This is a genomic window from Thermogemmatispora argillosa (genome assembly GCF_059696725.1).
In genome coordinates this window covers 1,480,224-1,494,094 of record NZ_AP019377.1, presented here as the reverse complement: position 1 = coordinate 1,494,094, position 13,871 = coordinate 1,480,224, and the positions used below count along the sequence as shown (strand labels likewise).

The window sequence follows — 13,871 nt, the reverse complement described above, 5'->3', positions numbered from 1 at the left end:
AAGGAGTTTGCTGGTGGATGATCCTATCGAACTAGCTGCAGCGGAAGAGGCAGAGCGTCTGGCGCTGGTGAACAGCATTGAGGAGACGCGCGGCTATCCCTTAGTGGCCAACGTACGCCGTGCTCTCCTTGCGGTCTCGCGCGCTCACTTTGTGCCCCATTATTGCCGCCAGGAGCAGCCTGGCATCTGGGTAAGGGACGAGGCGCGACCTCTGGTTTATCGCGATCAGGCGCTGGTGACCAGGGTTGACGAGAAAGGGCGTCCGCTCTCTTCCTCTAGCATGCCGTCGATTATGGCGGCCATGCTAGAGGCTCTGGCTGTGCAGCCAGGCATGCATGTGCTGGAGATTGGAACGGGCACCGGCTACAATGCGGCCTTGCTGGCCGAGTTGGTTGCTCCCGGGGGCCAGGTGGTTACGCTTGATATCGATGCGGAGCTGACGACTTTGGCCACCGAGCGCCTGCGGCTGGCTGGCTATGGCCGGCGGGTCCAGGTGGTGACCGCCGATGGGCTGCAGGGCTATCCCCCGGCAGCTCCCTATGAGCGCATCATTGCGACGGGCAGTTATCCGCGTATTCCGTCCGCCTGGTGCGAGCAACTGGCTCCCCAGGGGGTACTGGTGGGCGATTTGGTGCGCCCTCTGACGACCCCGCTCTTTCGCCTGGTGAAAGTGGGTCCCAGATGCCTGGAGGGCCGTTTATTGCCAACGCCGGCCTTCTTTATGGAGCTACGCGAGACGGAGCCATTGACTGGCTCTCCCCGCCAGCGTGCTCCGGTGCGCGATCCCTGGCAGACGCTGCCGCGTGTAGAAGAGGCCGAAACGGATCTGGAGGGCTACGAGCTGCTCTATGAGCCGGCCTTTGCCCTCTGGTTGGAGCTCCACCTGCCGGGCGTGGAGCGTAGGCTCTACCCTCTGCCGGGGTCTGGCAAGAGCCGGCTCCTGGGGACAGGCTTGCTCTGGCAGGAGAGCTTGCTGCTCTTATGGCCCGACGCCGAAGGCCCTCGCCCGGCCCGCTGGCGTGTCGAGGTCTACGGCACGGTGCCACTCTGGTCGCGGGTGCAGCGCTTGCACGAGCAGTGGTTGGCTGTCGGCGCACCCTCTCTGGAGGCCTATGCTTTAGAGGTCGCTGCCGACGGCTCGTACTTGCTGCACCTGAGCACGTGAGTGCTTGCTGAGGCGTGAGAGAGGAGGTCGGCGCATCGTCGTCCGCTGCCGGCCCTTCACTGGGCTGACAGGCGACCAAAACTGAGGTGTGCAGAGTCTGTCTGCTCTCCTGGCCCCACGGCAGAGAAGGAGCGCGGTGGCTCAGCGCCCGGGCCAGGCTGCTGGGGCGCAGTCCGAGCCGCCGCGCTCTGCTGTGTCTACTCAGCTCCCCTGTGGGGGAGGCCTGCGCTCTGGGGATGCAGGGCCTCGCGCAAGGCTCGATCGCGGTTGGCGGCCAATTGCTGGGCCAGGCGCGACAGGGGAGCAATGCCGTCCCAGGCGTGGTAAGCTCGCGGGTAGACCTGCAGCTCAACGGGTACGCCGGCATGGGCCAGGCGCAGGGCGTAGTCGACATCCTCATCGAGGAAAATTTCAGCGGCACCAACGGCCATAAACGCTGGCGGCAGGCCGCGCAGGTCCTGGGCGCGAGCCGCTGCCGCGTAAGGCGAGACATGCGGGCCGCCAGCCGCCTCGCCCAGATAGGCCCGCCAGCCGCGGCGGTTGTCTTCGCGGTTCCAGATAGGGGCCTCGGCGAACAACTCGCTTGAGCGGGTCGCGTCGCGATCATCCAGCATGGGATAGATCAGCAACTGAAAGATCAGCGGAATCTCGCCGCGGTCGCGGGTGAGCAGGGCCAGAGCTGCAGTCAGGCCTCCGCCGGCACTGGCGCCGCCGATCGCCAGGCGCGTGCGATCCAGCCCCAGCTCATCGGCGCGGCTTGCCATCCATTTGAGGGCCGCATAGCAGTCCTCAATCGCCGCCGGAAAAGGATGCTCAGGCGCCAAACGATAGTCGACCGAGACCACCAGGCAGCCGACGCGCTCGGCCAGATGCTGGGCCAACAGATCGTCTTGTTCGACGCTGCCGATGACATAGCCGCCACCATGAATCCAGAGCAGGCCGGGCATGGGGGCCGGCTCCGCTTGCGGACGGTAGAGGCGTACTGGAACGGCGGGTGCGCCCTCGGGTCCCGGCACCTGGTGGTCCTCCTTGAGGATATGAGGTGAATCCGGGAAACTGGCTTTCATCTGGCGCATGGCCTCTTGCAAGAGTGCACGCGTACCCGGCAGGTCCTCCCAATTCAGTTGTGGCTGGGAGAGAAAGACCTCCAGAGCGGGCAGCAGTTCGGGATCATAGACGCGGGTCAGATCCATCTTTGGGTCTCCACTTTCTTGCGATCCTCGTAGAGGTCCTCACTGGCCCCGCGCTGGTTCAGCGCAGGGCACCAACTGACGACATGGAGCGAACGCCATCCTTGCTGCGTGCTCCGAGCGGCCACCGCTAACCGGACGGACGGCCTCCATTGAGAGAAGTAAAGAAGAGGACAAACGTCCAGGCGAGCACGACACTGCGCTCGCCGCTCTGAATGCCCTCCTCAATTGTACACCAGCGCGCGGGCTGGCTTGTGGGTCCGCCCCGCTTAGCCCGGCTGCGTTCCCAGGATCGTCGTCGAGTGGTACTGGAGAATACCACCGTTGCCGCTCACCAGGATCAGATCATGCTTAGGTACCTGGCGCTCGCCAGCCTGGCCACGGGCCTGAATGATGGCCTCCGAGAGCGGAGTGAAGCCCCACATATAGTAGCCGGAGAGCTGGCCGCCACCTGTATTCGTTGGCAGCGAGCCGCCGGGCCCCAGCTTGCCATCGGCTACGAAGGCCCCGCCCTCGCCTTTGGCGCAGAAGCCGTAATCCTCTAGCGTCACCAGCACCGTGTAGGTGTAGCAATCGTAGATCTCGCAGATATCGATATCCTTCAGCTCAATGCCGGCCATGCGCAGGGCTGTCTGACCGGATTGCTTTGCTCCGGTATAGATCCCCGGTTCGCGATCCGTGCGCTCATCGCCGCCAGGCGCGGCCTGGCCCAGACCGAGAATGTAGACCGGGGGCTGACGCAGGTGCCGGGCGCGCTCGGCTGAGGTGATCACCACAGCGATGCCGCCGTTAGAGACCAGGCAGCAATCGTAGAGGCGCAGCGGCTCCACGATGTAGCGCGAGGCCAAGTACTCCTCCATCGTCAAAGGGGTCCGCATCTGGGCGGCCGGATTCATCTGTGCCCAGCGCCGTTCTGCAATGGCAATGGCGCCGAGCTGCTCGCTGGTGGTGCCGAAGAGGTGCATATGGCGTCGGGCCGCCAGGGCATAGCCGGGGATTGGGCCAAAGACGCCGTAGGCGGCAAGCAGGCCGTCCATGCCCTGAAGCGATAACAGATTAGCCCCATAGGCGGCCCCAGCTCCCTTTGAGGGCTTGAGCGGCGCATCGGCGAAGACCAGGACCACGACGTTGGCCAGGCCGTGGATGATGGCCATGACTGCGTATTGAATCATCGTGCCCGCTGTGGCTCCATAGGCGTTCATCACATTGAGCAGGCGCAGATTCTCCAGCCCGAGGGCGCTCTGCAGGCCAGGCTGCATCTCGCGCGAGAGGTTGGCGTTGATCAGCAAGCCATCGACATCGGCCTTTGTCAGGCCAGCGTCCTGCAGGGCCAGCTCAACAGCCTCGATGGCGAAGTCGCTGGCGCTACGCCCGTAGATCTTGCCCATCGCCGTCATACCCAGCCCGACGATGGCGCACTTCCCTTTGATGCTCATAGGCTTGTCCCTGCTTCCTCCTGTCTGCTGCACTGCACGCAGGTGAACTCGCTCGACCCGGTCAGCCGCGGCTGACCGGGCGGACGTTGTGGCGTCAGCGCCCTTTCCATTGGGGCTTACGCTTCTCAACGAAGGCGCGTGGTCCTTCGCGAAAGTCCTCGGAGGCCAGCAAGACACGTAACCGCTCCTGGTCAGCGCTCATGGCCTCCTCGACAGGGCGGCCCAGGCCGGCCAGGACCGATTCTTTAGTCAGGCGCACGCTCAGAGGCGAGCACTCTAGAATCTCGTTGGCCCAGCGCTCGGCGGCCTCGCGCAGTCGCTCCAGGGGTACCACCTCGTTGACCAGGCCATAATGAGCGGCTTCCTGAGCGGAGAGCCACTTGCCCGTCAGGAGCAGTCCCATTGCGATCTTAAGGGGGAGCTGCTGGGGCAGACGGTGCATGCCGCCAGCGGCGGCGATCAGGCCGACGCGCGGCTCCGGCAAGGCAAAGCGAGCGTGCTCAGCGGCGACGATCAGGTCGCAGCACAAAGCCAGCTCGAAGCCGCCCCCAGCGGCTACCCCATTGACAGCGGCAATGATGGGCTTCGGACAGGCCAGTCCAATCAGACCGCCGAAGTAGATGGGGTGACCGTCCTCTGTCTGCCTTGGGGCGAAAGGTGCCTCGCCGCGGGCGGTCGCCTCGGCGGTAGCCTTCAGGTCGTTGCCGGCGCAGAAGGCACGTTCGCCCGCGCCCGTCAGGATGGCAACCCAGGCCGTTTCATCGGCGACAAAGTCGCGAAAGGCCGCGGTCAGCTCCCGATTAGCTGCGGCGTGGAGGGCATTCATGACCTCTGGCCGGTTGATGGTCACATAAGCGATGTGGCCCTTTTTCTCGTAAAGGATATACTGGAACTCTGGCATTCGGCGGGTACCTCCTCATCTTTGGGGCAGCCTGTTCTGACTGACGACGAGGGCAGCTCTGGAGCGGCAGAGGGCTCAGCCTCATTCAGCGCGCCTGGCTGCCGGTTTGAACTTGGGTAGCGTGATCTCCTCGGTGAGCTGTTCAAAGGTGACTTCGAGCGGCATGCCGATGCGCAGCTCCTCGGGCGAACAGCCGACAATGGGGCTGATGATGCGGACGCCCTCGTCAAGGTCGATGGCGGCGATCACGTAGGGCAGCTCGTTCGCAAAAGCGGGATGATAGAGCTGGTGCATCAGGGCAAAGCTGTAGAGTGTGCCTTTGCCGCTGGCCGGCATCCAGGTCAGGGCGGCACTCCAGCATTCGGGGCAGCGCGCCTTGACCGGCCAAAGCCAGCGTCCGCAGGCTGTGCAGCGCTGCAGCATAAGCTGCTGCGCTCTGGCTCCGGCAAAGAAGGGACGCGAAGCGTCGTCCACGAGAGGGACGGGCTTCTGTGAAGCGGGCAGACGCTCGGCGGGGGTGCGATTGCTCTCGACCATAGCGGAGCGGTGGGGCCTCCTTCCCAGCTTTCTCAGTATAACCATACCATAAGCTCACGTGAAAGAAAGGGCCGGGTCGTGCCGAGGCCCTCTATATTTGCTTGTCTTGCTGCCTGCTGACAGACCGCTTATGGTCCGTGATCAGCCGCTTGTCAGTACTATTCCCTCCGGTGAAGAACTGAGAGCGGGCCGCCGGACCCTCAGCATGATCGCTTGCTCTCTGGGGAGAAATCCGTAGGGGCAAGCCCTCTTGAGAATAGAGCAAGCTCCCAATACACAAGCCCTTATTGATGACGTATGCTCTTCTCGGCAGCCGAAAGAAAGACGTGGCAGCCAGCCAACCCCCTGCCGCTGCGCGGCTTCTGCCAGAGCGGCAGAGGTTGGCTGCGTTATGGCTGGCTGGCTGGTGAGCCAGACCCTGCCACCTGTCGCGTCTTTCGCGGCCATGATCACAGGTTGCTTGCTCTGCGGCAGTGGCGCTGTGCTGGGCTGCGTCGGTAGTGGGGCGCAATGACCCCATCAGACAAACGGCTGAGGCAGCGCACGTCACATCTGCAGGGAGCCTGGCAGGGAAGGAAGGAAGATCGCGCCATGACTCTTAGCAGCCGACTGCTTCGAAGCGGAGGACTGGCCTGTGGGCTGGTGCTCATCTGTTTCCTCTTGACCACCAGCGTCGCCTTAGCCCACGAGCGGCGCCATGTTGGTCCCTATACCTTTATCGTCGGCTTTCTCAACGAGCCGGCCTATGCTCAGCAGCAGAACAGCCTGGACCTGACCATCTGCAAGGGCAGCGAGTGTACCTATACTACCGGCCAGCAAAGCGGCATGAGTGGCATGAGCACCAGCGCCGGCCCAACACTGGCCAATCCAGTGGTTGGGGCCGAAAAGACCCTTACATTTGAGGTACGCTTTGGCTCAGCCCGCCCGCTCAGCGTGCCCCTGCAAGCGCGCTGGGGCCAGCCGGGCAAATATGTGGCCTATTTCATGCCCAGCCGTCCCGGCACCTATACTTTCCATATCTTTGGCACATTGGAAGGCCTCAAGATAGACGAAACCTTCACCAGTGGCCCCAACACCTTCAGCGACGTCAAAGTCATCCCTACCTACCCAGAGCAGGCTAGCAGCGGCACAAACGCATCCACAGAACGTGGCGCCGACCAGCTTAATGCGCTGGAGAGCCGTGCCATGCTGGCGACCGGACTAAGCGTAGCCGGGACACTGCTCGGGCTGAGCGGCCTCCTGTGCGCACTGATGGCCTGGCGCCGCCCAGGAGCCTCGGCGAACGCAAGCCAGGTCGGTGCCACGACACCCGCACTGGAGGAGCGTCTGCGCGGCTAGCACAACCGCACCAGGCTCCGCCCTGCGGTCGCGGCGGGCGGACACATAGCAGCAGCCAACAAACAGTCTTTCTCTCTCTGGCGTGACCAGGCCATCTGGTCCGGCTCCGGCGCCGGCCCTGGCAAAGACCGCGCCGGCACCAGATCAGATGGCCTCAGCCTCACACTCGCTCAACTCGTAATCTATGCGCAACCGCTCTCGTGATCCAGGTAGCCTGATCTTTCCGGGGTCTCCAATCTTGCGCCGCCTGGCTCTCTGCTGGGGAGCGCTCTGCCTGCTCGTGCTGGGGGTGGCCCTCGCCACGCGCGCCGCCCAGGCGGCGGCGCTGCGGCCTCTGCATGCCCAATATGACCACAGCATCCCTGCAGCGAACGCCCGGCTGCCAGCGGATCAAGCGCCGCAGCAGGTCAAGGTCTGGTTTACCGAGCGCATCGAAGCGGCCTTCAGCGAACTGCAGGTCTGGAACCAGAAAAGACAGCGCGTCGACCTCCACAATAGTCGGACTGTGCCGGGTGATCCCTATGCCCTGGTAGTGGACCTTTCGCCGCATCTGCCCGCTGGAGCCTACACTGTCGTCTTCCACAATGTCTCTGCCGAAGACGGTCATGAGGTCACGGGTAGTTTCAGCTTCGTTGTCGGGGCTGGTCCCTTGCCTGCCAACACCGACGCCCTGCTCAACCAGTTTGCTCCCACCAGCGCCAACCTCACTATCTGGAGTGTGGGCGTGCGCTGGCTCAATATTCTTGCTCTCTCTGCCCTGCCTGGGCTGCCGCTCTTTCTGCTCCTTGTCTGGCGCCCGAGCGTTCGGCAGGTGCGGAAGCAAGTGGGGCCGGAGCTGGCTTCAGCAGAGCGGCTTGTCCAAGGCCTCAGTCGGACCTACCTGCTGACAGTCCTGCTGGCGCTGAGCCTGGGCTGGCTGGCCTTTTGGGGCTATCAGGGCTGGGTCTTCAGCAATCTGGCCCCCTGGCAGCTCCTCAGCAATGCGCACAGCCTGGCCGACATCGCACGCAGCCGCTTCGGAACTATCTGGCTCTGCCGTCTGGGGCTGCTCCTGATTGCCTGGGCTGGCTGGAGGCTGCTCTGGCATCGCCCGCCACGCGGCTGGCGGCGGAGCTGGTCAGATAGCCTGCTCTTGGGCCTGGCCGTCCTGCTCATGGTCACCGAGGTGCTGAACTCGCACGCTGCCGCCAGCCGCCAGGCTCTCCTGCTCCTACCGCTTGATCTGCTGCATCTGGCGGCCAGCGCTGCCTGGATCGGCACGCTACTGGCCCTCATTGTCATGCTGCCGCCAGCTCTGGGCCGGCTTGTTCCAGGCACAGGCGACCGCACTCGCCTTCTGGCCGCCGTGGTCGAACACTTCACCCGTCTGGCGCTGCCAGCGATCCTGCTTCTGGCCCTGGCCGGAGGATTGGAGGCCCTCCGCCTGTTGCCCTCCCTCGCGGCTCTCCTCACCAGCGACTACGGACGGGCCTTACTGGGCAAGAGCCTGGTTTTTGCCCTGTTGCTTCTGCTGGGGGCTGTTAACGGCTTCGTGCTCGGGCCGCGTCTGCGCCGTTTGGCGCGGCAGCCCGAGCGCGACCGTGGAGCCGCCTCCTTCGCTGCAGGGCGCCTGCAACGCCTCTTTGTGCGCGCGGTCCGCTGGGAGGGGGCGCTAGCCCTGCTCCTCCTGATCATCGTTGGCGTCCTCACAAGCCTTAGCCCACCACCGCCGGCCAACCTGATCACGACCGGCTCGGGAAGAGGCCCTGTGCTTTATCAGGGGCGCATGGGCGACCTCAGCTACAGCTTGATCATCAATCCCGGTCAAGTAGGAATCAACACCTTCGCTGTCGACCTGCGCGACAGCCAGGGACGTCCGCTAAGGCTCGGGCCTGGCGCCAGCGTTTTCCTGCGCTGCACCATGACAGATATGGTCATGGGTCTGCAAGAGGTCCCTCTGACCCCCGTAGCCAGCGTGCCGGGTCGCTATAGCACGGTCAGCAGCGCCATCAGCATGGGGGGCCACTGGCGGCTCACACTCATCGTCAGGCGCCTCGGCTTCGAGGATGTCGAAGCCACCTTTGATCTGAGCATTGCAGCTCCGGCGCCTCCCGCTAGCGCTCGCCTTCTGCTTGCTCCCTCGGACGACTGGCCTGAGCCTGGCTCGTCCCGAGCGGCGAAGTCGATGGCCCGCTGACCGGCTCCGCTCTGGCAGGCCCGTCGGCCTCCCGATCAGCTAAGGCGAGCTGTCCTATAGACCGCGCCGCCCAACGCCCTCGCTGCCGACGCACCTGCCACCAGCCGCGCAGGGCCAGGCACCGCCCGCCCAGCCACTGGCCAAGCAGCACTGCGGCTATCCCCCCGACCAGGCTCACCAGCAGATAGAGGGCAGCAGCCAGCCAGCGCCCGGCTGCCAACAGCAGCACATCCCCCAGGGCCAGACTGCTAAAGGTCGTATAAGCGCCCAGAAAGCCGACCGTGATCAGCAAACGGCGCGTCGGCCCGATCAGAAAGGTCGCCTCAGCCAGAACAGTCACCAGTGCCAGCGCCAGCGCACCGCTCAGGTTAATCAGCAAAATATCGTAAGGCCAACTCTTCCCGAAACAGGCTTGCAAAAAGGGGCTGAGCACGGCCCGCGCCAGCGTTCCACAGAAGCCACCGATCGCGACCGCCCCCAGGCGTCGAGGCGCGGAAAGGACCTGAGCCACTAGAGCCACCTCCCCACTGCCAGACCACCGGCTGCCGCTGTCAGGCCCAAGAGCAGGCTACCAGCGAGATAGAGCAGCCCCAACCAGCCACTACCGCCGCGCAGCAGCTCCACCCCTTCCCAACTCATCGTACTGAAGGTCGTATAGCCTCCCAGAAAGCCCGTCGTCAGCACACTCTGCAGCGCCGTCCCCATCATCTGCTTCTCCGCCAGGGCGAACAGCACGCCTATCGCAAAGGCCCCCGTCACGTTGATCACCAGCGTGCCCAGAGGCCAGGCGGTCGCCACGCGCTGAGCAATGTAGCGCCCGAGCGCGTAACGGCTCAGCGCTCCTACAGCCCCAGCCAGCCCTGTTGCCAGCAACTGCCCGAACGCTGCCAGTGTCATAGGGGCCTCTCCTGCAAAGCCGGCGGGAAGACAATCGTAACCGGCGCCGACGTGATCAAGCCGCGGCCAAGCATGCGCTGGACCACGGGCAGGAAGCGCTCTATTCGCTCCTCGCTGTCGACCAGCTCTATCAACAACGGCAGGTTGTCGGCAATATCGGGTAGACGCTCGCTGACCAGATGATGGGCCGGACCAAAGCCCTCGATCCCACGCAGCACCGTGGCCCCGGCCAGCCCCTGACGCTGAGCCGCCTCCAGAAGCGCTCGATAGAGGGGCTGGCCCTGCCACTCCTGAGCCTCACCCACAAAGATGCGCAGTCGTTTGCCTCTTCCTGTCAGAGGCCTCTGATCAGATCTGGTTAAACCAGAATTGGAACCATTATGAAGCATCGTCACCATCTTCCAGCAGGACACGCAGCAAATCAGAGCGTCCCACGATCCCAACCAGGCGCCCATCGTCATCCACTACCGGCAGCACCTTGCGACCGCTTCGCATCATCAGGGCAACCGTCTCAGAGACCGTCGCCGCAGCGCGCACCGTGACCACGTTGCGATTCATCACATCGCGCGCCCGCCGCGCCCGGCCTGCTTGCGGCTGGAACGCTCCCCCAGGACCGCGCTGCGAGCGATCGCGGGCCAGCCCGGCCAACCAGGAGAGAAAGCGCGGGCGCAGCTCTTCCTGCAAACCTGCCAGCACATCGACATCGCTAATGATCCCCTGTACATGCTGCTCATCGTCGACCACAACCACCCGCTTGAGGGGGGACTGCAGCAGCGCATCAAGCACCTCAGCAAGCGCGGTCTCTTCGTGAACGGCCACCACCTCACGGCGCATATAGTCCAAAACGCTCGCCTCCGCAGGGACCACGCGCCCACTGCTATACGAGGACAAGCGAGCCTGAGCGCCCTCCTCATCACTGTCCCCTAAAGGGCCGCGCGCCATCGCGCGCAGCAGATCCGTGCGCGACAGCATCCCAACCAGGCGTCTTTCACGGTCGACCACCGGCAGGCGGCGGAGGCCCGTCTCCACCATGAGACGAGCCGCCTCGCGCAGCGACTGCTCTGGATGAACCGTGCACACGTGTCGGTTCATAATCTCCGCCACCGACCGCGTCCCCTGCTGAGCCTCAGTCAGAGGCGCGCGTATCTGCTCAGCCGTCGCCTCATCTAAAGCCAGAGCCAGGCGTACCAAACCACGGCGCAGCGGCAATACACCCGATCGTATCAGGTCACCCGTCGTCACAATGCCGAGCAGGCGCCTTTGCTCATCAACCACCGGCAAGGCGCGAAACGGCGCCTGCAGCAGCAACTCCACCACCTGAGCCACCGCTGTCTCCGGCCCAACGGTGGTCAACAGCGTTGCCATCACCTGGCGCACCGTCCGATGAGACGGCAGCTCCGGAGGCGTTGGAGTATAGAAGAGCACCTCGGTCTCCTGGAGGGTTATCAGGCCGCCCTGCAGCATCTGGCTCAGCCGGGGAAGAAGCCGCCCGAGACGAGCGGGCTGATCGATCACCTGGATCACAATAGTGGCATCGGAGGACCAGCGTAGCCCCTGCTCCCCATGCAGACGCGCGCTCGCCCCATAGCCAGCCACAGCCCGTAGTGCCGTAGCGCCGGCGCATCCCTCCTGGCGTAGCAGTTGAAGAATCGCAACATACAGCGGCTGACCCTGCCACTGATCCGACTCACCAAGGTAGATCGTAAGCACCTGTGCTTTGCCTGGGCGCACCGTTTTCCTCTCTGCTCTTTCCTACTCACTGACGTATTAATTGACCGAAGGCATCCCGCTCCGGCTGCGTATCCCTCTAACGCGATTGTTGCCAACCAGCGATCTCGTGTCCCTGCCCGCGAGCAGTTGCGGCAGCAAGCAAGACCACCGTCGCGGACAGCGCAACAAGCAACGTTACGCGAGTCGCCACGCTGTACCCTTTCAGCATAGCACAGCGTCAGGCCAAAGACCAGCACTTGTCTGCCATTGTGCGGGGGCTTTCCCCCTAACGGCTGTTGAAAGAGAAGATGTCTCCAAAGAGAGCAAAACAGGAGGGCATTCACCCGATGGAGCAACCCCTTAGCCAGCGCCAGCTTAATCGCGCCACATTAGCACGTCAGTGGCTTTTAGAGCGGGCAGCAAGCGCTCCGCTGGAGGCCATCGAGCACCTGGTTGGGCTGCAGGCCCAGCTAGCAGCGCCGCCTTTCATAGGACTCTGGACGCGCCTCGCTCATTTTGATGCCCAAGCCTTGTGCGACCTCTTTCGCCGGCGGCAGGTCGTACGTGCCACAATGATGCGAGCTACCCTACATCTTGTCAGTGCCGCCGACTATCTACGCTTCCGCCAGGCCCTGCAACCGGCGCTCAGCCGCTCACTCCAGTCCTTCTTTCGCAGACGCGCAGAAGCCTCTGTACCAGAAGCTGTGCTAGCAGCGGCTCAGCAGATGCTGCAAGAAAAACCCTGCACCTTTGCAGAACTGCGTCAACGTCTGGCCGAGCGCTTTCCCGAGCTGGAACCACCCTTTCTTGCCTATCTCGTACGCATGTCTCTTCCACTTGTGCAGGTGCCTGATCGAGAGCCGTGGGGCTTCAGCAGCAACCCGCGCTACGCGATTGCCTTCGACTGGCTCCAAGCCCTGGGCGAGCCGTGGTCACCCGAAGAGGGGCTTCGTCTGCTCGTGCGGCGCTACCTGGCAGCCTTCGGGCCAGCCAGCCTCAACGATCTCCAAAGCTGGTCGGGCCTGAGAGGCCTCGGGCCTGTCATCCGCTCGTTACGCCCTGAGCTGCGTCTCTATCGTGATGAGCAAGGCCAAGAGCTATTTGACCTTCCCGATCAGCCATTGCCACCAGCGGACCTGCCAGCCGCCGTGCGCTTCCTCCCCGACTTCGACAACCTGCTCCTCGCCCATGCTAACCGCGAGCGTATCCTACCTGCCGCCTATCGGCGAACTGTCCTGCTGCCGCCCGGGCGCGTCTTGCCCACCATCCTGATCGACGGCTTTGTCGCCGGTACCTGGACCCTGCAGCGCCAGCGCGAGAGCCTCACACTGCTCATCAGCCCCTTCAGACCTCTCGGGGCGACCCAACGGCAGGAACTCATGGCTGAAGGGGAGCAGTTGCTGAGGTTCCTGGCCTCACTAGAGGAGAGGCGGCGCACTGAGATCGTGATCGAAACTACACCCTGACAGCGCGATAGACCCGCAACAAAGGGCCCCCCCGATCCTGGCCGCTGGCCCATCCCCACTACACGAGGAACCGCGCCCGCTGCAGTAACCGCGCCAGGCGGTAGGCTCCGCTTCCCAGCACCAAAGCCCCGCCGATCAAGGTCAAGTAGGCTCCGGGCCCGACCTTAATACTGAGATCCAGAGCAGCCAATATACGATCGCTGAGAGATCCAAGAGCAAGCAGTCCCTCGACGCGCAGGCAGGCGCCAACAGTATAGACAGCGATCGCCAGGACGAAGGCGCCGATGATCAAGGGGAGTGCCGGCAGCCAGACCACCAGCCGGGGATTGTTCTTCAGAAACCAGGACTCGGCAGCAGCCAGAGCGGCCTGTAGCAAGAGCGCCAGCAACAGTAGCCAGGTCGTCAGCCCGAAATCAGGACCGCTGATAGAGAACGGAGCTCTGAAAAGAGGATAAAGACCAGCCACCTGAATCCAGGGGAGAAAGAAGCCCACCAGGCCGGCAGCGCAGCCGATCAGCATCGCCAGACTCGCCTTGTCACGACGCAAAGGCATAATCCCGTTGGCTATCAGCGTTCCAAGAGGCCACTCGTGTGACACAGGCGAAGGACCGGCTGATCGGGCTACCTCCGCCGATCCCCTCGCTCTTTGAGAAGCTCGGTCCGGGCTGCCTGCGGTGGCAAAGGTGGCTGCTGGACCGCTAGCTACCCTAATGGACGCCTCCAGGGAGGCCTTGGCGGGCCCTTCTCCTGACTCAGATACCTCCTTATTACCGGCTAAAGACGCCATTCCCCCCGTGCTCTCATGGGGGGCGCAAGAAGATCCCTCCGACGCCGCTGCCACTAAGGGCTTCCCACATCGCTGGCACAGCTGTGCTCCCTCTGCATTTTCCACCCCGCAGGAAGTACACTGCATGACATCGCTCCTTCAGCAAACAGAATCTGCTTTCTCCGAACAATAGAACCTCAGTGAAAAACAGGAAAAAGCGCAGGCAACCCTGCCCGGACTGCACTGGAAGAGCAAGGCGCCTGGCGCAGGCATAAGAACGAGATTGCTT

General features: G+C 63.7%; 13 protein-coding genes. 4 read left to right on the top strand and 9 right to left on the bottom strand.

The features are described from left to right. Window positions 1-13 precede the first annotated feature (13 nt). Entirely contained in the window at window positions 14-1,165 is a 1,152-nt protein-coding gene (locus AC6H1L_RS05840; RefSeq protein WP_497600593.1) for an rRNA adenine N-6-methyltransferase family protein, read from the top strand. A 197-nt stretch (window positions 1,166-1,362) separates the two neighbouring features. Here the strand turns inward: AC6H1L_RS05840 and AC6H1L_RS05835 are convergent, their stop codons facing one another. The 4 genes from AC6H1L_RS05835 to AC6H1L_RS05820 all read right to left on the bottom strand — a co-directional run bounded on the left by AC6H1L_RS05835 (window position 1,363) and on the right by AC6H1L_RS05820 (window position 5,229). Further along, entirely contained in the window at window positions 1,363-2,358 is a 996-nt protein-coding gene (locus AC6H1L_RS05835; protein ID WP_497600592.1) for an alpha/beta hydrolase, read from the bottom strand. 266 nt (window positions 2,359-2,624) lie between these two features. Further along, entirely contained in the window at window positions 2,625-3,791 is a 1,167-nt protein-coding gene (locus AC6H1L_RS05830) for a thiolase family protein (protein WP_497600591.1), read from the bottom strand. A gap of 94 nt (window positions 3,792-3,885) precedes the next feature. Further along, a complete protein-coding gene (locus AC6H1L_RS05825; protein WP_497600590.1) occupies window positions 3,886-4,692 on the bottom strand; it encodes an enoyl-CoA hydratase-related protein in 807 nt (268 codons plus the stop codon). Between the two features lie 81 nt (window positions 4,693-4,773). Next, window positions 4,774-5,229, bottom strand: coding sequence for a Zn-ribbon domain-containing OB-fold protein (locus tag AC6H1L_RS05820; RefSeq protein ID WP_497600589.1), 456 nt, complete (start codon window positions 5,227-5,229; stop codon window positions 4,774-4,776). A gap of 591 nt (window positions 5,230-5,820) precedes the next feature. On the opposite strand from AC6H1L_RS05820, the gene AC6H1L_RS05815 reads away from it, so the two are divergent. Beyond that, on the top strand, window positions 5,821-6,567 hold the full coding sequence (locus AC6H1L_RS05815) for a hypothetical protein (RefSeq protein WP_497600588.1): 747 nt from the start codon (window positions 5,821-5,823) through the stop codon (window positions 6,565-6,567). A gap of 184 nt (window positions 6,568-6,751) precedes the next feature. Further along, entirely contained in the window at window positions 6,752-8,743 is a 1,992-nt protein-coding gene (locus tag AC6H1L_RS05810; protein ID WP_497600587.1) for a copper resistance CopC/CopD family protein, read from the top strand. On the opposite strand, the gene crcB (AC6H1L_RS05805) is transcribed toward AC6H1L_RS05810, so the two are convergent. From crcB (AC6H1L_RS05805) to AC6H1L_RS05790, 4 genes are all read right to left on the bottom strand, one after another. Further along, window positions 8,661-9,254 carry a fluoride efflux transporter CrcB gene (gene crcB, locus AC6H1L_RS05805; protein ID WP_497600586.1) on the bottom strand — a complete coding sequence of 198 codons (594 nt, stop codon included), beginning with the start codon at window positions 9,252-9,254 and terminating at the stop codon, window positions 8,661-8,663. The two genes, AC6H1L_RS05810 and crcB (AC6H1L_RS05805), sit on opposite strands and share 83 nt — an antisense overlap. Next, a complete protein-coding gene (gene crcB, locus AC6H1L_RS05800) occupies window positions 9,254-9,640 on the bottom strand; it encodes a fluoride efflux transporter CrcB (protein WP_497600585.1) in 387 nt (128 codons plus the stop codon). Before crcB (AC6H1L_RS05800) ends, crcB (AC6H1L_RS05805) begins: the two co-directional genes overlap by 1 nt. Further along, a complete protein-coding gene (locus AC6H1L_RS05795; RefSeq protein WP_497600584.1) occupies window positions 9,637-9,945 on the bottom strand; it encodes a DUF190 domain-containing protein in 309 nt (102 codons plus the stop codon). Before AC6H1L_RS05795 ends, crcB (AC6H1L_RS05800) begins: the two co-directional genes overlap by 4 nt. 73 nt (window positions 9,946-10,018) lie before the next feature. Further along, on the bottom strand, window positions 10,019-11,350 hold the full coding sequence (locus tag AC6H1L_RS05790) for a DUF190 domain-containing protein (protein WP_497600583.1): 1,332 nt from the start codon (window positions 11,348-11,350) through the stop codon (window positions 10,019-10,021). Between the two features lie 347 nt (window positions 11,351-11,697). Between AC6H1L_RS05790 and AC6H1L_RS05785 the strand changes: the two genes are divergently transcribed. Further along, the gene (locus AC6H1L_RS05785; protein WP_497600582.1) at window positions 11,698-12,816 is read left to right on the top strand and encodes a winged helix DNA-binding domain-containing protein; all 1,119 of its coding nucleotides are present in this window, start codon (window positions 11,698-11,700) and stop codon (window positions 12,814-12,816) included. Between the two features lie 58 nt (window positions 12,817-12,874). Here the strand turns inward: AC6H1L_RS05785 and AC6H1L_RS05780 are convergent, their stop codons facing one another. Beyond that, the gene (locus AC6H1L_RS05780; protein WP_497600581.1) at window positions 12,875-13,414 is read right to left on the bottom strand and encodes a hypothetical protein; all 540 of its coding nucleotides are present in this window, start codon (window positions 13,412-13,414) and stop codon (window positions 12,875-12,877) included. Window positions 13,415-13,871: the final 457 nt, after the last annotated feature.